Here is a 19697-nt window from a genome sequence, read left to right as displayed (position 1 = left end):
GGCTCGGCGAGCTACGAGAAGCTCCAGCTGCTCTCGGTCATCGGCGACCAGCGCCTGTAGGCCTCGGGTGGCGGGGCCGGCGCCCCGCCACCCGTCCCGCTCACTCGCCCGAGCCCGGCTCGGCCATCTTGCGGTGCATCTGGGCCTTGGCGCTGTCCGGCATGACCTTGGAGGCCGCGGCCTGCACCTTGGTCTTCACCGAGCCGGCCACCACCTTCTCGTCACCCTTCATCAGGGCCTCGAAGCCCTGCTCGGCCACCACGGCCGGGTCGTCCTTCTTGCTCGATCCGACCCGGGTGTCGTCCATCTCGGCGCGGTGGAAGAAGTTGGTGTCCGTGGGGCCCGGCATCAGCGCGGTGACCGTGATCCCGGTGTCCTTCAGCTCGTTGCGCAGCGCCTCGGCGAAGGACTGCACGAACGACTTCGACGCGTTGTAGACCGCCTGGTAGGTGCCCGGCATCATCGACGCGATCGACGACGTGAACAGCACCCGGCCGGCCCCGCGGGCCACCAGGTCCGGCAGCACCCGCTTGGCCAGGTGCACGGTCGACGTCACGTTCACGTCGATGACGTTCAGCTCTTCCCGCAGGTCGGTCTGGCTGACGAAGTCGCCGCCGATGCCCCGGCCGGCGTTGATGGCGATCGCGTCCACCGGGCGGCCGGTCTTGAGGATCGCGGCGTAGAGCTCCTCCACGCCGTCGAAGGTGGCCAGGTCGGCGCGTACCGCGATCACCTCGTGCTGCCCGTCGCGCCGCAGGTCGGCCGCCGCCTGCTCGATGGCCTGGTCCTCGGCGGTCATCAGTACGTCGTAGCCGTTCTGCACGAACTGTTTCGCCAGCTCGTAGCCGATGCCGCTGGACGCACCCGTGACCACCGCGAACTCCCGGCCCGTCGGTCCCGTCATGGTTGTTCCTTCCCTCGTCGGTCTCGATGCGATGCCCGGCCACGAGGCGGCTAACCGTGGAATATCCCGATCCTGAATATCCCGATCCGCAGTGGGCACCTCCTGAAGCGACGACACCATCGGAGGGGCACGGTATGCGAGCACTCACCTGGCAGGGCACGTCCAAGGTTTCGGTGGAGACCGTGCCCGATCCCAAGATCCAAGAACCGACGGACGCGATCGTCCGGATGACCTCGACCGCCATCTGCGGGTCCGACCTGCACCTGTACGACGTCCTGGGCATGTACCTGGACCCGGGCGACGTCCTCGGCCACGAGCCCATGGGCATCGTGGAGGAGGTCGGTCCCGAGGTCACCCACATCAGGCCCGGCGACCGGGTGGTCGTCCCGTTCAACATCTCCTGCGGCTCCTGCTGGATGTGCAGCCGGGGTTTCTTCGCGCAGTGCGAGACGACCCAGGTCAAGGAGCACGGTAAGGGCGCGTCGCTGTTCGGCTACACCAAGCTCTACGGCCAGGTGCCGGGCGGCCAGGCGGAGTACCTGCGGGTCCCGCAGGCGCACTTCGGGCCGATCAAGGTGCCCGAGGGTCACCCCGACGAGCGCTACCTCTTCCTCTCCGACGTGCTGACCACGTCCTGGCAGGCCGCCCAGTGGGCCGACATCACCCCCGGCGGCACGGTCTTCGTGACCGGTCTCGGTCCGATCGGCCAGATGACCGCCCGGATCGCCCGGCACCTCGGCGCGGCCCGGGTCATCGCCACCGACAACGTCCCGGAGCGGCTGGCCATGGCCGCCCGGCACGGCATCGAGACGATCAACTTCGACGAGGTCGACGACGTGCCGGCCGCGGTGCTGGAGCTGACCTCGGGACGCGGCGCGGACAGCGTCGTGGAGGCCGTCGGCATGGAGGCCCACGGCACGCCGTTCCAGGAGTTCGCCCAGAAGGCCGCGGGGGTGCTGCCCGACGCGGTCGCCCGCAAGGCGATCGACAAGGCCGGGGTGGACCGGATGGGCGCGCTGCGCACGGCGTTCGCCGCGGTCCGCCGGGCCGGCACGGTGTCGATCATCGGCGTGTACGGCGGCCAGGCCGACCCGTTCCCGATGTTCGACCTCTTCGACAAGGGCGTGACCCTGCGGATGGGCCAGGCGCACGTGAAGCAGTGGGTGGACGACATCCTGCCGCTGCTGACCGGTGACGACGACCCGCTGGGCGTGGACGACCTGACGACGCACCGGGTGCCGCTGGAGCAGGCGCCGCAGGCCTACGACATGTTCAAGAAGAAGGAGGACGGCTGCATCAAGGTCGTCCTGAAGCCGTGAGCCGCGGTGGCGCCGGCTCAACGGCGAGCCGGTGCCACCGCCACGGGGCACAATCGGGCCCATGTATGTGATCAGAGAGAAGTTCTTCTCCATCGGCGACGACTTCGACGTCCTCGACGAGCACGGCACCAAGGTCTTCCGTGTCGACGGCAAGGTGCTCAGCGCCCGCGACAAGGTGGTCATCGAGGACGCCTCCGGGACCGAGGTGGCCAGCGTGCACCGGCATCTGGTGTCGCTGCGCCCGACGTACGAGATCCGGATCGGCGGGGAGAAGGCCGCCGAGGTCCGCAAGAAGCTCTTCACGCCGTTCCGGGACAAGTTCACCATCGACGTCCCCGGCCCGGAGGACCTGACCATGAAGGGCGACCTGCTCGATCACGAGTACGTGATCGAACGCGACGGCCGGGACGTGGCCGCGGTGTCGAAGCGCTGGCTGACGATCCGCGACACCTACGCGGTGCAGGTGGAGGCGGGTGAGGATCCGCTGCTGATCATCGCTTCGGTGCTGGCCCTCGACCTGGCGCTGACCAGGGAGGAGAAGAAGGAAGAGGAGAAGAAGGAGAAGAAGGAGAAGAAGCGCAAAGAAGACGAATGATCACGACGGTCTACTGTGACCGTTCGACTACGTAAAGTGACTCATACTTTCGGCTAGTCATCCATGGCCCTCTCGGCTAAGGTCGTCATAACTGAACGGCCAAGTGTGCGCGGACGACGGTGATCATCGATTGCCGTCGGCCACGAACGGATAGCGATACCTTGCCCGACCGGGCCTGGTGCAAACCGGGCCGGCTCTCCGGACAGGTGCCAAGGAAGGACCGAGATGACTGCCACCCAGACAGTTGAGGCTGCGGAGACGAAGCCTGCGATCAGCGAGGCGCCGGCCGACAGTGCCGCCGACCTGCTGAACGCGATGGCTGCCATGCCCGTCGGCCACCCCTCCCGCGTGTCCCTGCGTGACCGGGCCATCGAGGCCTGGCTGCCGCTGGCCCGCCACCTCGCCCACCGCTACTCCGGCCGCGGCGAGCCCACCGACGACCTGGTCCAGACCGCCACCGTCGGCCTGATCAAAGCCGTCGACAAGTTCGACCCCGAACGCGGCGTCGACTTCGCCGGCTACGCCATCCCCACCATCATCGGCGAGATCAAGCGCCACTTCCGCGACCGCACCTGGTCGGTCCGCGTGCCCCGCCGCCTGCAGGAACTGCGCCTGGCCATCACCGAGGCCAACAGCACCCTGACCCACACCCTCGGCCGCAGCCCGCAGGTCAGCGACATCGCCGTGCACCTCGGCGTCACCGAGGAAGAAGTCCTGGAAGGCCTCGAAGGCGCCCGCGCCTACAACGCCACCAGCCTGTCCACCCCGATCAGCGCCGACGGCACCACCGAGCTCGGTGACACCCTCGGCGGCGAGGACCACGAGTTCGAGCTGGCCGAGACCCGCGTCGCCCTCGGCCCCGCCCTGGCCATGCTCGACGAGCGCGAGCAGAAGATCCTCACCCTGCGCTTCTACGGCAACCTGACCCAGTCGCAGATCGCCGACCAGGTGGGCATCTCCCAGATGCACGTCAGCCGCCTGCTCACCAAGGCCCTGACGAAGCTGCGCACGCAGCTCGCCAGCGAGACCATCTGAGCAACCGCAGACTGAACGCCGGCCCGGTTCGGGCCGGCGTTTCTGCGTATCCTCGACCCGAGGGAGTGACGTCGTGAGTGAGCCGGACTGGGTTGAACACGCGGTGTGGTGGCAGGTCTACCCGCTGGGGTTTGTCGGCGCCTATCCCGAGGGCCGTGAGAACGGCCGGCTGGAACGGCTCACCGCCTGGCTGGACTACGCCGTCGAGCTGGGCGCCTCCGGCCTGCTGCTCGGGCCGATCTTCGCCTCGGAGACCCACGGCTACGACACCCTCGACCACTTCCGGATCGACCCGCGTCTCGGGACCGAAGCCGACTTCGACGCGCTGATCGCCGCCGCGCACGACCGCGGGCTACGGGTGCTGCTCGACGGTGTGTTCAACCACGTCGGGCGCGGGCATGCCGCCTTCCAGGCCGTGCTCACGCAGGGCCGGGAGGCGCCGACCGCCTCGTGGTTCCGGCTCACCTGGCCGGCGGGTGGCGGCGAGCCCGGCTACGACAACTTCGAGGGCCACGACGCGCTCGTCGCCCTCAACCACGCCGAGCCGGCCGTCGCCGACTACGTGACCGACGTCATGACCCACTGGCTGCGGCGCGGCGCCGACGGCTGGCGGCTCGACGTGGCGTACGGGGTGCCGGCCGAGTTCTGGGCCACGGTGCTGCCCCGGGTGCGCGCCGAGTTCCCCGCCGCGTACGTGGTCGGCGAGGTCATCCACGGTGACTACGCGGAGTTCGTCGAGCGGTCCACGATGGACTCGGTGACCCAGTACGAGCTGTGGAAAGCGATCTGGAGCGCGCTGAACGCGGCCAACTTCTTCGAGCTGAGCTGGGCCCTGGAACGGCACAACACGTTCCTGGACAGCTTCGTGCCGCAGACCTTCGTCGGCAACCACGACGTGACCCGGCTGGCCAGCCAACTCACCGACGAACGGCACGTGCCGCTCGCCCTGGCCCTGCTGTGCACCGTGGGCGGGACGCCGTCGATCTACGCCGGCGACGAGCAGGGCTTCCGGGGCGTCAAGGAGGACCGCGAGCACGGCGACGACGCGGTCCGGCCCGCCTTCCCGGCCAAGCCGGCCGACCTGGCGCCGTACGGCTGGACGCTCTATCACCTGCACCAGGAGCTGATCGGGTTGCGCCGACGGCACCCCTGGCTGCATCACGCCCGGACCACGACGGTGCACCTGACCAACGAGCAGTTCGCCTACGAGGCCTCCGACGGGAGCCGGAAAGTCATCGTGGCCCTGAGTGTCGGTGCTGCTTCTGCCGAGCTGCCCGTGCCGTACGGGAAATCGGTTCTGAATGGCACCGCGGAATTGCGGGAGGCCGGCTCGGCCGATGCCGTGGTGGTCCTGCCGGCCAACGGCTGGGCCGTGCTCGAGGCATGAAAAAGCGCCCGCCTCCCGGCGGGCGCTTTCTCAACGATTCAGGCGATCAGAACCATACCTTGCGACCGCCGACCGGCCGGCCGACAGCGCCCAGGATCCACAGGACGGCGCCCACGACCAGCAGGATCGCACCGATCGTGTACAGGATCGAGACGTTCAGGAAGATGCCCAGCAGGAGCAGGATGAGACCGAGGATCAACATGGGGGGACTCCGTTCGTCGGCGGCGTTTCCGCCGACCCCCAGATACCCAGCGCCCTCGATTTCCAATCACGTCCCAAAACCGGTTCAGCGCTTCGGTGGGGCGAGCACCCGGTTGACGTCGCCGGAGGGGCCGAAGGTGGTCAGGAACCGGTCCCGGAATTCGTCCATCCGCCAGATCGGGGCCCCGGGGTCCGGCTTGATCCCGTCGGTCCAGCCCCAGCCCGAGGTCTTGGCCATGACGGCGCGGTCCTTGGCCAGGATCGTGATCGGCACGTCCCGGCTGGCGCCGTCGCCGACGACCGTGGCGGACGGCTGGTGGTCGCCGAGGAAGACCATCACGGTGTTCTTGTCGCCGTAGAGCTCCAGCCAGGAGACCAGGGTGGTGAGGGTGTACTGGATCGAGCGGGCGTATTCGTGCCGCAGCTTCACCGGGTCCCGCCAGACCTGCTTGACCTTCTTGCCGTCCTGCTGGATCTGCTTGTAGACCGAGCCGTCGCCGACGTCGTCCCAGTCGATGAACTGCGGCAGCGGCGCCCACGGGGTGTGGCTGGAGACCAGCGGCATCTCGACGAACAGCGGATCGTGGGCCGGGCCGTGCACGTTCTTCTCGAACCACGACAGGGTGTACTGGTCCGGCTGCGGCGCCCAGCTGAAGGCCGGCCCCTGGTAGCCGGTGTTGCGGGAGTCGTAGACCCGGTTGTAGCCGTAGAAGTTGCCCTCGGGCCAGGCCCGGGTGGCGCCCGGCATGACGCTCATGGTGTCGAAGCCGGCCTTCTTGAAAGCGCTGGTCAGGGTGAGCCGGTTGCTCGACGTGAGGTTGCGGTAGCGGTTCTGCTTGTCGATCCACAGCCCGGACAGCAGCGTGGAGTGCGCCAGCCAGCTGCCGCCGCCGGCCGTGGGCGAGCCGAGCCAGCCGCTCCTGCTGACGTAGCCGGCCTTCTTCAAGGTCTCGGTGCTCTCGGCCAGCAGCTCCGTCGTGCCCGGGTTGAGCACCGGGTCCTCGATGGCCGAGCGGCCGTAGCTCTCCACGAAGAAGACCATGACGTCCTTGCCGCGCAGGCCGGTGAGGAGCTGGTCACCGGTCTTGCCGGCGAACGCGTCGGTGGCGGCGAGCCGCTCGAACTCCTGCCCGCTGCGCAGGCCGCCCTTGACCATGTGGGCGCGGTCCCAGACGTACATCGCCGAACTGCGGGCGGCGATCGGCATGTTGTCGAAGGTCTGCACGCCGAGCACGAGCAGGACCACCCAGACGGCCGTACCGGTCAGGGCGGTGCCAGTGGTGGCCCGGCGGTGCCGGGCGGCGACCCGGGTGACGCGCATGGCGGCCAGGCTCATCAGGGCGACGATCGCGATGATCAGCACGATCACGCCGATCAGCGCGCCGGTCGCGCCGGCCTTGCCGACCGAGTCCTCGAGGAACGCCTGGGCGTCGTCGAGGAGCACCCAGTCGAGCACCGGGTCGAAGGGCCGGGACAGGGTCTCGTAGAAACCCATGTCGGTGATCTTCTCGATGGTGAGCACGGCGAGACCCGCGCCCAGGACGCCCGCGGCGATCCGCTTCCACCGGCCGGGCAGCAGGATGACCAGGCCGACGGCGACGAAGCCCTCGATGGGCAGGCGCAGGTAGGTACCGGGCCGCTCGAACCGGCTGATGATGTTCGGCATGATCAGCGCGCCGAAGATCAGGACCATGGCCGACCCGGTCAGGACGTGGCCGGCGATCGTGCGCACCCGGCCACGTTGAGTGGCGGCCGGCGTCTCGTTGTCAGCGGTCGCGGTCACTTCCGCATCCGCGGCCTCGGTTTCCACGCCCTTGGGATCTGCGGCCAAGGTTTCTGCGGCCTTGGGATCCGCGGCCTCGGGCTCCGCCGTGACCTCGGGTTTCGCAGCGACCGCAAGGTCCGGGGACGCCACGGTCTCCGAGGCCTCGGCGGTCACCTCGGGTTCCGTGGTCACTTCGGGTGCCGCGGGTGCCGCGGCCTCGGGCTCCCGTGCCGTGCGACCAAAACGGGAAGCGAGCGCTTCGCGTACCGAACCAGACAAGACTTGGCCCTCCTCCGGGACATCCCGAAGAGGGGAACGGATCTCGGCGCGATGGAGTTCAATCGGAGGAGATGAACAACCCCCCGGCCGTGACCGAACCGGCCTTCGTCCTGCACGACCACCGCAAGCCGCGGCCCCATTTCGACCTGCGCCTGGAGCAGGACGGGGTGCTGCGTTCCTGGGCGCTGCCGCGCGGGCTGCCCACCGATCCGGCGCGCAACCGGTTGGCCATCGCCGTGCCGGATCACGCCCTGGATCACCTCACCTACACCGACGAGCACAAGTTCATCGCGGACATCGGGTGGTGGCAGCAGGAGGACAGCAACGACCGCCGGCTGCTGTTCACGCTGCACGGCCGCGGTCCGGCCCGGCGTTACGCACTGATCCACACCGATGGCACGAGCTGGCTGGCCCACCTGACCAAGGACCAGCCGGCGACCTGACCCCGCGCTGTCCACACGTTGTCCACAGGGCGGTGACCGGCGGCGACGGGTTGACACATCGGACTCGATCAATAGAGGCTGATCCCTGATATGGCCTGACATCGATGTCATCAGGGGGCAGTGGATGTTCGGATCCCGTACCGTCGCCGTGCTCGCGGGGGTGGTCCTCACCGTGCCGATCGGTGCGGCGGCCCAGGCCGCACCGCTGCCGCCGCTGGTCGCCGATCCCGCGGCGTCCGTGAACCCGTTCATCGGCTCGACGAACCTCGGCAACACCTACCCGGGCGCCGTCACCCCGTTCGGGATGCTCGCCTGGAGCCCGCAGACCTCGCGCGGAAACCAGCTCTCGACCCCGGCGCCCGGCGGCTACCAGTACACCGCGACCCGGATCCGCGGATTGAGCCTGACCCACCTCAGCGGTGTCGGCTGCTCCGGCGCGAACGGCGACATCCCGATCATGCCGCACGTCGGTGAGATCACCAGCTCGCCGACCGCGGACGCCACCGACGCGGTCTTCGCCAGCACGTTCTCGCACGCGAACGAGTCCGCCGAGCCGGGCTGGTACCGGGTCGGCCTGGACAGCGGCGCGGGTGCGGAGCTGACGGTGACGCCGCGGACCGGCTTCGGCAAGTTCACGTTCCCCGCCGACAAGCCGGCCGGCCTGCTGTTCCGCACGTCGCTGTCGGAGACCGGCAGCGAGGCGGCGACGGTGCACATCGATCCCGCCACGCGGACGGTCAGCGGTTCGGTGAGCGCCGGCAACTTCTGCGGGCCGCAGAGCACCAACAACTCGCACGCCTACTACACGCTGCACTTCACCGCGAAGCTCGATCAGCCGTTCGCCGCCACCGGCACCTGGACCGACACGACGTTGCAGCCGGGCAGCACCGACGCCACCGGCGGCAGCGGTTACAGCAGCGCCGGACGGCCCAACCCGGGAAAGGGCTCCGGCGGCTATGTGAGCTTCGCCCCCGGCACGACCAGCGTGGGGATGCGGGTCGCGATCTCGTACGTGAGCCGGGCCGGCGCCGAGGCGAACCTGGCCGCGGAGTCACCCGAGCGCCTCAGCTTCGCGGCGATCCGGGCCGGCGCCCGCAGCGCGTGGTCACGACGGCTCAAGAAGATCGGCATCGGCGGCGGCACCGAGGACCAGCGGACCACCTTCTACACCGCGCTCTACCACGCGATGCTCGAACCCACTCTGACCAGCGACGTTGACGGCCGCTACCAGGGCGCCGACGACGCCGTCCACAAGTTGTCCACAGGCCAGAAGGCGCAGTACGGCACTTTCTCCGGCTGGGACGTCTACCGCGCCCAAGTCCAGTTGCTGGCCCTGCTCGATCCGAAGATGGCCAGTGACTACGCGCAGTCGCTCTACAGCTACGCCACCCAGCGCAACGGCGAATGGGACCGCTGGGTGCTGCAACACGGCAAGACCGCGGTGATGTCCGGTGATCCCGCCGCAGCCGCGGTGGCCGGCATGTACGCCTTCGGTGCGCGCGACTTCGACGTGCGGGGCGCGTACGACTCGCTCGTGCGGGCGGCGACCGTACCGACGGAGAACGACTCCAGCGACGCCGGCTGCAACGTCGAGTGCGTCGGGCAGCGGCCGTCCCTCGACAAGTACCTGGCCCTCGGTTACGTGCCCGCCGACGACTGCCACTGCTGGGGCGGGGCAGCCGAGACGCTGGAGGACGCCGCCGCCGACTACGGCATCGCCGAGCTGGCCAAGGCGCTGGGCGACACCGACCGGCACCGGGAGTTCCTGGACCGCTCGCACAACTGGCGCAACGTCTTCGACCCGGCCGCGCGGGCCGACCCGGGCCTGGCCCACAACATCCGCGAACGGATCACCGAGATCACCGCCAGCGCCGACAACCCACCCGGCGAGGCCAAGACTCAGGTCTTCGACGGTGACAAGGGCACCAAGTGGCTGACCTTCGCCACGACCGGCTGGGTGCAGGCCCGCACGGCGACCCCGCTGACCGTCGGCACGTACGCGCTGACCTCGGCCAACGACGTCCCCGCACGGGACCCGAAGGACTGGCGGCTGCAGGGCTCGGCCGACGGCACGACGTGGACGACCCTCGACACGCAGACCGGGCAGAGCTTCTCCGCCCGCGGCCAGACGCGCGAGTTCACCGTCGCGGACCCGCAGCCGTACAGCTACCACCGGCTCCAGGTGGACGCCAACGGTGGCGCCCCGATCGTGCAGCTCGCCGAGCTCGAACTGGCCGACCCGGCCGTGCCGACCCCGGTCCCGGCCGACGGCGCCTTCGTCGGCTGGATGCGCGACCGCTACGCCGACGGCCACTGGGCCGAGGGCTTCAGCCCGTCGACCGGCGCCGGCTTCGTCGAGGGCAGCAGCGCGCAGTACACCTGGATGGTCTACTCCGACGTGGTCGGCCTGGCCGCGGCGATGGGCGGCACCGAGGTGGCGACCGAGCGGCTGGACGCGTTCTTCCGCAACCCGGACGGCACGTTCGACCTGAGCGCCACCAAGGGCACGAAGTTCGACGCCACCAACGAGCCCGACATCCAGACGCCGTACCTCTACAACTACTTCGGGGCCGCGTACAAGACCCAGGAGACCGTCCGGGCGATCATCGACGGCAGATGGAGCAACGGTACGGGCGGCATCCCCGGCAACGACGACGCCGGCACGATGAGCGCCTGGTACGTCTTCTCCGCGCTCGGCCTCTACCCGACGGTGCCGACCCGGGCCGAACTCGCCCTCACCAGCCCGCTCTTCCCGCGAGCGGTGATCCACCTGGCGAACGGGCGCGACCTGACCATCAAGGCCCCGCGCACGGATGACAAGTCGGTCTACATACACGAACTGACGGTCAACGGGAAAACGACCACCAAGGGATGGTTGCCCGCGTCCGCCCTCACCCGGGGCGCCGCGCTGACCTACACCCTGGCCCCCACACCCAGCCTGACCTGGGGAAGTGGGCCTGGAGACAGCCCACCGCAGAACTAGTCCCGGTACCGGCGGAACCGGACGGGGGTGCCCGGGCGAGGGATCGTCAAGGCACCCCCAGGTTTGTGATCCCCCCGGGTGGATACGGTTGGGGCCGGGGCGCAAACCCCGACACCGACGACGGGAGACCGCTCAACCCATGCCCCCCGCCGACGATCTGCCCAGCTTCCTGCACAGCGTGGCCCCCATCCTCGACCGGTGGGGCTATCTGGCCGTGGCGGGCGTGATCGGTGTCGAGAGCTTCGGGGTCCCCGCGCCGGGGCAGACGATCATGGTCGCGGCGGCGATCTACTCCAGCTGGGGCCGGCTGGACATCTTCGCCGTCGCCGCCATCTCCTTCATCGCCGCCGTGCTGGGCGACAACGTCGGCTACTGGATCGGGGTCCGCGGCGGGCGCAAGGCCGTGCACCGCTTCGGCAAGTACATCTTCATCACCCCGGCCCGCCTGGAACGCGCGGAGAAGTTCTTCGCCCGCCGCGGCAACCGGGTCGTGGTGGTGGCCCGCTTCATCGACGGCCTGCGCCAGCTCAACGGCGTCATCGCGGGCATCACGGCGATGCCCTGGCGCACCTTCCTGATCTACAACGCGATCGGCGCCGCGCTCTGGGTGGGCTGGTGGTGCACGATCTCGTACCTGCTGGGCACCCACCTGGTGGAGATCATCGACCATCTGCACAAATACATGTTCTGGGCGATCGGGGTGGGCGTGATCGCCGTCGGCACGTACATCTGGCTGCACATGCGGCACGTCCGCCGGCGCCGCGCCCGCGAGGCCGCCGAGCCGGTCACCGCCGAAGACGCCCCGGCCTGACGGTTGCCGGACACCCGTCCGGGTAGAACCAGGGTGAGACCGGATGGGAGTGATGGACGTGACCACGACCGCCCGACCGCTGGACCGTCGCCGCGACAAGGCCGGCACCGCGAGTGCCGCGGCCGCCGCCGCCGACGCCGCGGTGACCGACATCGACCGGCAGCTCGAGACCCTCACGAGCCTGGCCGAGCAGCAGCAACAGGCGCTGCGCCGCGCCGCCGAGGAAGCCGAACGGCTCAAGCGGAGCCTCAAGGCCGCGGGCAAACGCCGCGCCGAGCTGGCCAAGGAACGCAAGAAGGCCGTGGCCAAGGCGGAACGGGCCCGGACCAAGGCCGACCTCGCCGAAGCCAAGTACGACAAGGAAGTGCTGGCCGACCTGGTCCGCCGGGAGAAGGAGATGGACCGGGCCGCGGCTCAGCCGGCCGCCGGCAAGGAGCTCGAGCCGGCGCCCGAACGCGCACCGGCCGTGCCGTCGGGCCAGGCCGTGGCCAAGACCGCGGACGGCAAGGCAGCTGAGACCGCCGCGCCCGCCCGCTCGTCGCGGCGGTCGGCACCGGCGGCGGATCCGCCGCCGGAGAAGCCTGACGAGGCCACGCAGACCGCGCGGCGCACGGCCGCCCGCAAGACCGCGAAAGCGGCCCGGCTGATCCGCTGACGCGTCAGCCCCGGTCCGGGGCTGGCGGCAGCTCGTCGAGGAAGTCGCCGGTCGGGGCGAAGAACAACGAGCCGGTACGGGCCGTCGAGAAGTCCAGGATGCGGTCGTGGCTGCCGTACGGGTCACCGAGGAACATCCGGCGCAGCATCAGCTCGGGCACGTCCGGGGTGGCCGCATACGCGATGTAGTAGGTGCCGAACTCACCGGCCGCGACCGAACCGAACGGCATGTTGTCCCGCAGGATCTTCAGCTCGGTGCCGTCCGGCGCCTCGACGGTGTTGAGCGCGACATGCGAGTTCGCCGGCTTGTCGGCGAGCTCGATGTTGTCGAGCTTGGTCCGCCCGATCACCGCCTCCTGCTGCTCGACGGTCAGCTCGTTCCACGCCGTCATGTCGTGCACGTACTTCTGCACCATGACGTAGCTGCCGCCGGCGAACGCCGGATCCTCGTCGCCGACCAGCACTGCGGCGGACGCGGCCGGACCGACCGGATTCTCCGTGCCGTCCACGAACCCGAGCAGGTCCCGCTCGTCGAAATACTTGAACCCGTGCGTCTCGTCGACGATGTCGGCGGCCCCGCGCAGCCGCTCGCCGATCTTGGCGGCCAGCTCGAAACAGACGTCGACCTGCCCGGCCCGCAGATGGAAGAGCAGGTCACCAGGGGTGGCGGGCGCGGTGTGCCGGGCGCCCTGCCACTGCCGGAACGGATGCAGCTGCGCGGGCCGCGGCCCGGCGAAGAGCCGGTCCCACAGCTGCGAACCGATCCCCGCGACACAGGAAAGCTGGGCCGCGGGCACCCGGAAACCGACCGACCGCTGCAGGGCGCTGAGGTCTTCGAGCAGGTCCCGAACGGCGGGGACGCCGTCCTCACGCACGGTCGCGACGAGGAAGATCGCCGCATCGGTCAGCGGGCTGAGCACCGCCTGGTGGTTGACGGTCGGTCCAACTGATCGAGGCGCAGTCACAGAGCGCAGCCTAGAGCCTGCGCGCTGATAATTGACGGATGAGTGAGCACAGGGAGGTCCTCGTCATAGGCGCGGGGCTGTCCGGCATCGGCGCGGCCTACCGGCTGCAGACCGAGTGCCCGGGCCGCAGCTACGCGATCCTCGAGGCCCGGGAGGCCAGCGGCGGGACGTGGGATCTGTTCCGCTATCCGGGGGTGCGGTCCGACTCCGACATGTTCACCCTCGGCTACCCGTTCCGGCCCTGGCGGCAGCCGAAGACCATCGCGGCCGGCGGCACCATCCTGGAGTACCTGCGCGACACCGCCGCCGAGTACGGCATCGACAAGCACATCCACTACGGCCGGCGGATCGTCGCCGCGTCGTGGTCGACCGCCGATGCCCGCTGGACCGTCCGGACCGGCTCCGGCGAGGAATGGACCTGTTCTTTCCTGTACGTCTGCACTGGTTACTACCGTTACGAGAGCGGCTACGAGGCCGACTTCCCCGGCCGGGACAGCTTCGCCGGTGCGGTCGTGCACCCGCAGCACTGGCCCGAGGATCTGGACTACGCCGGCAAGCGGGTGGTGGTCATCGGCAGCGGGGCGACCGCGGTGACGCTGGTGCCGGCGATGGCGGAGCAGGCCGCGCACGTGACGATGTTGCAGCGCTCCCCCAGCTATCTGCTCTCCCTGCCGGCCAAGGAGGGCGGCGCGCGGCTGGTGGGTCCGCGGGTGGTCCGCGCCCGCAACGTCCTGCTGACCTGGGCGCTGTTCCAGGCGTCGCGGCGCTGGCCCGCCCGGGTGGCGAAGTCGTTGCGGGCGGGTGTGGCCAAGCAGCTGCCCGCGGACGTACCGGTGGATCCGCATTTTGCCCCTCGCTATGACCCGTGGGATCAGCGGCTCTGTGTCGTGCCGGACGGCGACCTGTTCGCGGCGATGCGGGCCGGGCGGGCCTCGGTGGTGACCGCGACGATCGACTCGTTCACCCCGGACGGGATCCGGCTGACCGGCGGTGAGCACCTGGACGCCGACGTGATCGTCACCGCCACCGGGCTGACCATGGTCGCCTTCGGCGAGATCGCGCTCAGTGTCGACGGCCGGCCGATCGACTCCCACGAGCTGCACGTCTACAAGGGAATGATGTTCGACGGCGTACCGAATCTGGCCTGGTGCGTCGGCTACACGAACGCCTCCTGGACCCTGCGGGCCGACCTGACCTCCCGGTACGTCTGCCGCCTGCTCAACTACCTGGACCGGCACCGGATCGACATCGCCACCCCGCGGCTGCCCGCCGGCGCCCACGACACCGGCGAGCCGCTGATGAACCTCTCCTCCGGCTACGTCCGGCGCGCCGCCGCTGTGCTGCCGCGGCAGAGCGACCGCCGGGCCTGGCGGATGCTCAACAACTATCTGCTCGATATGCCGCGCATGCGACTGAGCCGGATCGACGACGGTGACATGATGTTCGCCCGGACCAGGACGGGAGAATGACCGTGGAACGCTTCGCATTCGCCGGGCGCACGTGTGTCATCACAGGCGCGGCCAGCGGCATCGGTGCCGCGCTCACCCTCGACCTGGCCCGGCGCCGGGCCGGGCTGGCCCTGGTCGACCGGGACGCCGAAGGGCTGGAGCGGGTCGCCGCGCTGGCCCGCGAGCTGGGCGCGCCGGAGGTCAGCACTCACGTGGTGGACCTGTCCGACGGCGGCGACCGCCTCGACCTGGCCGCCGCGGTCGCGGAGCGCCACGGCGGCGCCGACCTGCTGGTCAACAACGCCGGGGTGGCCCTGAGCGGCACGTTCGAGCAGGTCAGCATGAAGGACTTCGACTGGTTGATGGAGATCAACCTGCACGCCGTGGTCCGCACGACCAAGGCGTTCCTGCCGCAGTTACTCAGCCGCCCGGGCGCTCACGTGGTGAACATCTCCAGCCTGTTCGGCCTCATCGCACCCCCGACCCAGGTCGCCTACGTGACCAGCAAGTACGGCGTACGCGGCTTCTCCGAGGCGCTGCGGCACGAACTGGCCGGCAAGGTCGGCGTCACGGTGGTGCACCCCGGCGGCATCAGGACCAACATCGCCACCAGTGCCCGGCTCAGCGGCCCGGACGTGGACGGCAAGCAGGCCGCGCAGGCCGCCGAGTTCACCCGCAGGGCGCTGACCCTGCCGCCCGAGGAGGCGGCCAAGCTGATCGTGGCGGCCGTCCAGGCCCGCAAGCCGCGCCTGGTGATCACCCGGGCGGCCAAGCTGGCCGACGTGCTGGCCCGGGTCGCGCCCGGCCGGTACTGGAACGTCATCCAGCGCCAGCTCGACAAGCGGGACCTCATGTAGGCGGCGTGTCGGTGCCGTGTCAGCGGGCCCGCGCACCCTGGGGGCATGACAGCTGATCTCGTGATCGAGGCCGAAGGCCTCGTCAAGCACTTCGGGTCGACGAAAGCCCTGCAGGGCGTCGACCTCGCCGTGCCCCGGGGGACCGTGCTCGGCGTCCTGGGGCCCAACGGCGCGGGCAAGACCACCGCCGTCCGCATCCTCTCCACCCTGCTCACGCCCGATGCCGGCCGCGCCCGGATCAGCGGCTTCGACGTCGTCCGCGACGCCGAGCGGGTCCGTCAGGTGATCGGCCTGACCGGCCAGTACGCCTCGGTCGACGAGGACCTGACCGGCCGGCAGAACCTCGAGCTCTTCGGCACCCTGCTCGACCTGGGCCGGGCCGGTGCCCGCCGGCGGGCCGCCGAGCTGCTCGACTGGTTCGACCTGACCGACGCGGCCGGCCGCCAGGCCAAGACCTACTCCGGTGGCATGCGGCGGCGCCTCGACCTGGCCGCGAGCCTGGTCGGCTCCCCCGACGTGATCTTCCTGGACGAGCCCACCACCGGCCTGGACCCGGCCAAGCGCGAGGACATGTGGGACGTGGTCCGCTCGCTGGTGGCAGCGGGTTCCACGGTGCTGCTCACCACCCAGTACCTGGAGGAGGCGGACGCGCTGGCCGACGCGATCACGGTGATCGACCACGGCCGGGTCATCGCGCACGACACCCCCGAGGGACTCAAGCGGGTGGTCGGCGGCCAGACCCTGGAGGTACGCCCGTCCGACGCCACCCAGCTCGACCTGACCGCCGCGATCCTGTCCGAGGTGTCCTCGGGCGCGCCGGCCGACGAGATCCGCAAGGGCATGCTCGCCGTACCGGTCACCGACGACAGCGCGCTGACCGAAGCGGTGGCCCGGCTCGCCGCTGCAGGCGTCGCGGTCACCGAACTCTCGCTGCACCTGCCCAGCCTCGACGAGGTCTTCTTCACCCTCACCGGGCGCACCGCCTCCGACGACGACACCACGACCACCACGATCAAGGAAGAGGTGGCGGCATGACCACGACGCTCAACGCACCCCGGACCAGCCGGCCGGTCATGCCCGCGGCCGTGCAACCGCATCCACGACCGTTCCGGCTCGCGCGGCACTCCTTCGCGCTGGCCAAACGCAGCCTGATCAAGACGGCCCGGACGCCCGAGGCGCTCATCGACGTGACGTTGCAGCCGGTGCTGTTCCTGATCATCTTCGTGTACGTCTTCGGCGGCGCGGTCGCCGGTTCCACCCACGACTACCTGCAGTTCCTGCTGCCCGGCATCCTGGCCCAGACGATCGCGACCGGCTGCATCGCGATCGGCGTCAACCTCAACACCGACATCGCCAAGGGCATCTTCGACCGCTTCCGGTCACTGCCGGTGCCCCGCTCGGCGCCGCTGCTGGGCGCGGTCCTCGGTGACATCGTCCGGTACGTGATCGTCACGCTCTCCACGCTGGCGATCGGCTACGTGATGGGCTTCCGGATCACCACCGACCCGCTGAGCGCCGTCGCGGGTTGCGCGCTGGCCGTGCTCTTCGCGCTGTGCCTGAGCTGGCTGCCGGTGTTCGTGTCGATGAAGGTCCGTACCCCGGGTGCGGTCCAGGGCCTGATGTTCGCGCTGATCATGCCGCTGAGCTTCGCGTCCAACGTGTTCGTCGGGACCAGTACGCTGCCGGGCTGGATGCAGGGCTTCGTCGACGTGAACCCGCTGACCCACCTGGTCGGCGCGGTCCGGGGCCTGTTCCTCGGCTCGCCGATCGGCAACCACGTGTGGTGGACCCTCGCCTGGTGCGCCGGCTTCGTGGTGGTGTTCATGCCGCTGGCGCTGCGGGCGTACCGGAAGAAGGTCTAGAGCAGGCCGGCCATGAGCTCGCGGATTCTCGAGCTCATGGCCGTCGCCGCTCGCGGCGCCATCGCGGCCAGCAGCTTCCGGCGGTCGTCCTCGCTGCCGAGGACGGCGTCCAGGCGACCGTCCTCGCCCGGCGGGAACAGGCTCCCGACGTTGGCGCCGATCCGCATCCCGAGGGTCCACAGATCACGCGCGGTCGCGTCGGCGCCGCGGAAGGCCGCGAGCTCGGCCCCGCCCAGCGCCCATATCCCGAGCAGCGGATTGTCGTGGGCGGGCAGGGCCTCGTCCCGGGCGAGCCGCAACAGTGCCACCGCGTCGGCGTCGGCGTCCGCGTCCGGGTTCGACTGCGCCACCCGCAGGCGCAGCACCGCCACCGCGACGCGGCAGACGACCCGGGTCTGCGGCGACCGGTCGGCCGAGGCCTCGACGGTACGGCTGACCGCGTCGCCGTAGGCCAGTGCCTCGTCGTAGCGTTCCCGCCGGCAGGCCAGGTGGGCCAGACCCAGGTACGCCTGGGCGGCGTCGTTGTCGTCGGCCTGGCCGGAGGTCGCCAGCACCCGCAGGCGATGCTCGGCGTCCGGGTCACCGGCCAGCGCCTGCTGCACGTCCAGCAGCACCCGGATCGACCGGGCGTCCTGCGTCGCGCCCACCAGCTCCATGTGCCGCACGCTGCGGCTCAGCCACCCGGCGGCGCGCGCTTCGCCGCGGGAGCTGATCCAGTGACCGGCGGCCTGGGCGGCCATCGCCATCCCCCAGTGGTCGCCGGCCACCTCGAACCGCTGGTACGCCAGCTCGGCGTCCTCGGTCGAAGCCTCGGCCATGCCCCCGTTCTCCCGCATCGCCGCCCGGATGAAGAACCCCAGTCCCTGCACGTACGGGTCGGGATGGTCGATCAGCTCGACGGCCCCCAGCACGCTGCGTTCCGGGTCGTAGGAGTCGAAGGCCGGGAGCGCCGACGCCAGTGCCCGCTCCCGGGAGGACACCTCGCCGGGACGTTCGGCCAGGAGTCGCTTGAGGACGCGGCGGGCCAGCGCGATGAGCCGGGGCGGACCGGTGATGCCGGCGTTAAGCCCGGCGATCAGGCACAGCCAGGCCAGCCGGTCGGCGTGGGGCAGCGGCAGACCGGCGGACCGGCCGTGCAGCAGCACCGAGCGGCGGCGGGCCACCGGGTCGTCCAGTTGCAGCAGGTCGCCGGCCCAGGTGCTGACCTCGACGTGCAGCCCGCGGACGGTCCACACGTGGAAGAGCGCGGTGGCGATGTCGACGGCCGCCGGCTGGTCGTCGTGGGCCAGGGCGAAGCGCAGGCCGGCCAGCAGGTTCTCCTGCTCGGTGGCGCACTCGGCGAAGGCGTCGAGCTGCCCGGGACCCAGATAACGCGAGGTCAGGTCGACCGCCTGGGCCCGGGCCCACCTGGTCAGTCCGGCCGAGGCTGCCGGTGCGCCGGCGCCGAGCCGGGCCTCGCCGTACTCGCGGACCGTCTCGAGCATCCGATAGCGCGGGCTGCTGCTCTCCGCGTCCAGGCTCACCAGTGACTGCTCGACGAGATCGGCCAGCGTCCGCCGGACGTCCGGTCGGCCGGCCACCGCGGCGGCGAGCTCGGCGGTGAACGCGGCCGGGATGACTGCGAGGCGTTGCAGCAGCTCACGGGCGTCGGGACCGAGCAGCTCCCGGCTCCAGTCGACCATCGCCCACAGGCTCGCGTGCCGCTCCGGCAGGCCGCGCAGGGCGTCGTCGAGCAGTGCGAACCGGTCGCTCAGACCGGCGAGCACGTCGTCGATGGGCATGTGCCGCAGCCGGGCCGCGGCCAGCTCCAGAGCCAGCGGCAGGTTGTCCAGGTGGTGGCAGAGGGCGAGCGCGCGGTCCCGGTCCCAGGCCGGTACGGCTCCGGCCGCCCGGGCCCGGGTCTCCAGCAGCCGCAGCGCCTCCTGGTCCGGCAACGCCGCCAGCCGGTGCACCACCTCGCCCACGAGAGCGAGCGGCGCCCGGCTCGTGGCCAGCACCGCGACCTCCGGTCCGGTGGCCGCGAGCAGATCGGCGACGACTGCCGCGGCGGCGTCCAGCACGTGCTCGCAGTTGTCCAGCACGATCAGCCCGTCGAGATCCGCGGCGACGGCGCGCAGGCGGTCCTGCGGGCTCACGGAGCTCGAGATCCCGGCGACGACCGGACCGCACGCCACCTGGGCGGCGGCGGG

Annotated in this window: 17 protein-coding genes; 12 read left to right on the top strand and 5 right to left on the bottom strand. The window is 70.5% G+C overall.

Features of this window, described 5'->3' with window-relative positions:
• Positions 1 to 100 precede the first annotated feature (100 nt).
• Positions 101 to 904, bottom strand: coding sequence for an SDR family NAD(P)-dependent oxidoreductase (locus AB0C29_RS05795; protein ID WP_360815706.1), 804 nt, complete (start codon positions 902 to 904; stop codon positions 101 to 103).
• Positions 905 to 1038: 134 nt separating this feature from the next.
• On the opposite strand from AB0C29_RS05795, the gene AB0C29_RS05790 reads away from it, so the two are divergent.
• The 4 genes from AB0C29_RS05790 to AB0C29_RS05775 all read left to right on the top strand — a co-directional run bounded on the left by AB0C29_RS05790 (position 1039) and on the right by AB0C29_RS05775 (position 5240).
• The gene (locus AB0C29_RS05790) at positions 1039 to 2223 is read left to right on the top strand and encodes a zinc-dependent alcohol dehydrogenase (protein WP_360815703.1); all 1185 of its coding nucleotides are present in this window, start codon (positions 1039 to 1041) and stop codon (positions 2221 to 2223) included.
• A gap of 61 nt (positions 2224 to 2284) precedes the next feature.
• The gene (locus AB0C29_RS05785) at positions 2285 to 2818 is read left to right on the top strand and encodes an LURP-one-related family protein (RefSeq protein WP_360815700.1); all 534 of its coding nucleotides are present in this window, start codon (positions 2285 to 2287) and stop codon (positions 2816 to 2818) included.
• A gap of 225 nt (positions 2819 to 3043) precedes the next feature.
• Positions 3044 to 3853: an RNA polymerase sigma factor SigF gene (locus tag AB0C29_RS05780; RefSeq protein WP_360815697.1), complete on the top strand. Its 810-nt coding sequence runs from the start codon at positions 3044 to 3046 to the stop codon at positions 3851 to 3853.
• A 73-nt stretch (positions 3854 to 3926) separates the two neighbouring features.
• Positions 3927 to 5240, top strand: coding sequence for an alpha-amylase family protein (locus tag AB0C29_RS05775; RefSeq protein WP_360815694.1), 1314 nt, complete (start codon positions 3927 to 3929; stop codon positions 5238 to 5240).
• Positions 5241 to 5286: 46 nt separating this feature from the next.
• On the opposite strand, the gene AB0C29_RS05770 is transcribed toward AB0C29_RS05775, so the two are convergent.
• Together AB0C29_RS05770 and AB0C29_RS05765 are read right to left on the bottom strand one after the other, a co-directional pair.
• Entirely contained in the window at positions 5287 to 5442 is a 156-nt protein-coding gene (locus AB0C29_RS05770) for a hypothetical protein (protein WP_125812319.1), read from the bottom strand.
• 84 nt (positions 5443 to 5526) lie between these two features.
• The gene (locus AB0C29_RS05765) at positions 5527 to 7398 is read right to left on the bottom strand and encodes a sulfatase-like hydrolase/transferase (RefSeq protein WP_360815691.1); all 1872 of its coding nucleotides are present in this window, start codon (positions 7396 to 7398) and stop codon (positions 5527 to 5529) included.
• Positions 7399 to 7556: 158 nt separating this feature from the next.
• On the opposite strand from AB0C29_RS05765, the gene AB0C29_RS05760 reads away from it, so the two are divergent.
• From AB0C29_RS05760 to AB0C29_RS05745, 4 genes are all read left to right on the top strand, one after another.
• Positions 7557 to 7928, top strand: coding sequence for a DNA polymerase ligase N-terminal domain-containing protein (locus tag AB0C29_RS05760; RefSeq protein ID WP_360551282.1), 372 nt, complete (start codon positions 7557 to 7559; stop codon positions 7926 to 7928).
• Positions 7929 to 8052: 124 nt separating this feature from the next.
• On the top strand, positions 8053 to 10911 hold the full coding sequence (locus AB0C29_RS05755; RefSeq protein ID WP_360815688.1) for a GH92 family glycosyl hydrolase: 2859 nt from the start codon (positions 8053 to 8055) through the stop codon (positions 10909 to 10911).
• A gap of 139 nt (positions 10912 to 11050) precedes the next feature.
• Positions 11051 to 11722, top strand: a complete 672-nt coding sequence (locus AB0C29_RS05750; protein WP_360551278.1) for a DedA family protein — start codon at positions 11051 to 11053, stop codon at positions 11720 to 11722.
• Positions 11723 to 11765: 43 nt separating this feature from the next.
• Entirely contained in the window at positions 11766 to 12377 is a 612-nt protein-coding gene (locus AB0C29_RS05745; RefSeq protein WP_360815686.1) for a hypothetical protein, read from the top strand.
• Between the two features lie 4 nt (positions 12378 to 12381).
• Here AB0C29_RS05745 and AB0C29_RS05740 read toward each other — a convergent pair whose 3' ends face one another.
• The gene (locus AB0C29_RS05740; protein WP_360815683.1) at positions 12382 to 13341 is read right to left on the bottom strand and encodes a Dyp-type peroxidase; all 960 of its coding nucleotides are present in this window, start codon (positions 13339 to 13341) and stop codon (positions 12382 to 12384) included.
• Positions 13342 to 13379: 38 nt separating this feature from the next.
• Between AB0C29_RS05740 and AB0C29_RS05735 the strand changes: the two genes are divergently transcribed.
• Genes AB0C29_RS05735 through AB0C29_RS05720 form a run of 4 tightly spaced genes read left to right on the top strand, consistent with a single transcriptional unit; the run spans position 13380 to position 17508 of the window.
• The gene (locus AB0C29_RS05735; RefSeq protein ID WP_360815680.1) at positions 13380 to 14810 is read left to right on the top strand and encodes an NAD(P)/FAD-dependent oxidoreductase; all 1431 of its coding nucleotides are present in this window, start codon (positions 13380 to 13382) and stop codon (positions 14808 to 14810) included.
• A 2-nt stretch (positions 14811 to 14812) separates the two neighbouring features.
• Entirely contained in the window at positions 14813 to 15646 is an 834-nt protein-coding gene (locus AB0C29_RS05730; protein WP_360815677.1) for an SDR family NAD(P)-dependent oxidoreductase, read from the top strand.
• 45 nt (positions 15647 to 15691) lie between these two features.
• Positions 15692 to 16681, top strand: a complete 990-nt coding sequence (locus AB0C29_RS05725; protein WP_360551268.1) for an ATP-binding cassette domain-containing protein — start codon at positions 15692 to 15694, stop codon at positions 16679 to 16681.
• On the top strand, positions 16678 to 17508 hold the full coding sequence (locus tag AB0C29_RS05720) for an ABC transporter permease (protein WP_360815674.1): 831 nt from the start codon (positions 16678 to 16680) through the stop codon (positions 17506 to 17508). The genes AB0C29_RS05725 and AB0C29_RS05720 overlap by 4 nt, the downstream gene beginning before the upstream one ends.
• On the opposite strand, the gene AB0C29_RS05715 is transcribed toward AB0C29_RS05720, so the two are convergent.
• Positions 17505 to 19697, bottom strand: a 2193-nt coding sequence (locus AB0C29_RS05715; protein ID WP_360815671.1) for a transcriptional regulator, incomplete at its 5' end; no start/stop codon positions are given. The genes AB0C29_RS05720 and AB0C29_RS05715 overlap by 4 nt on opposite strands.

It is taken from the genome of Actinoplanes sp. NPDC048791, assembly GCF_040650095.1.
GTDB lineage: Bacteria > Actinomycetota > Actinomycetes > Mycobacteriales > Micromonosporaceae > Actinoplanes.
The sequence above is the reverse complement of the archived record's forward strand: the minus strand, read 5'-3'. Positions and strand labels throughout refer to the sequence as shown.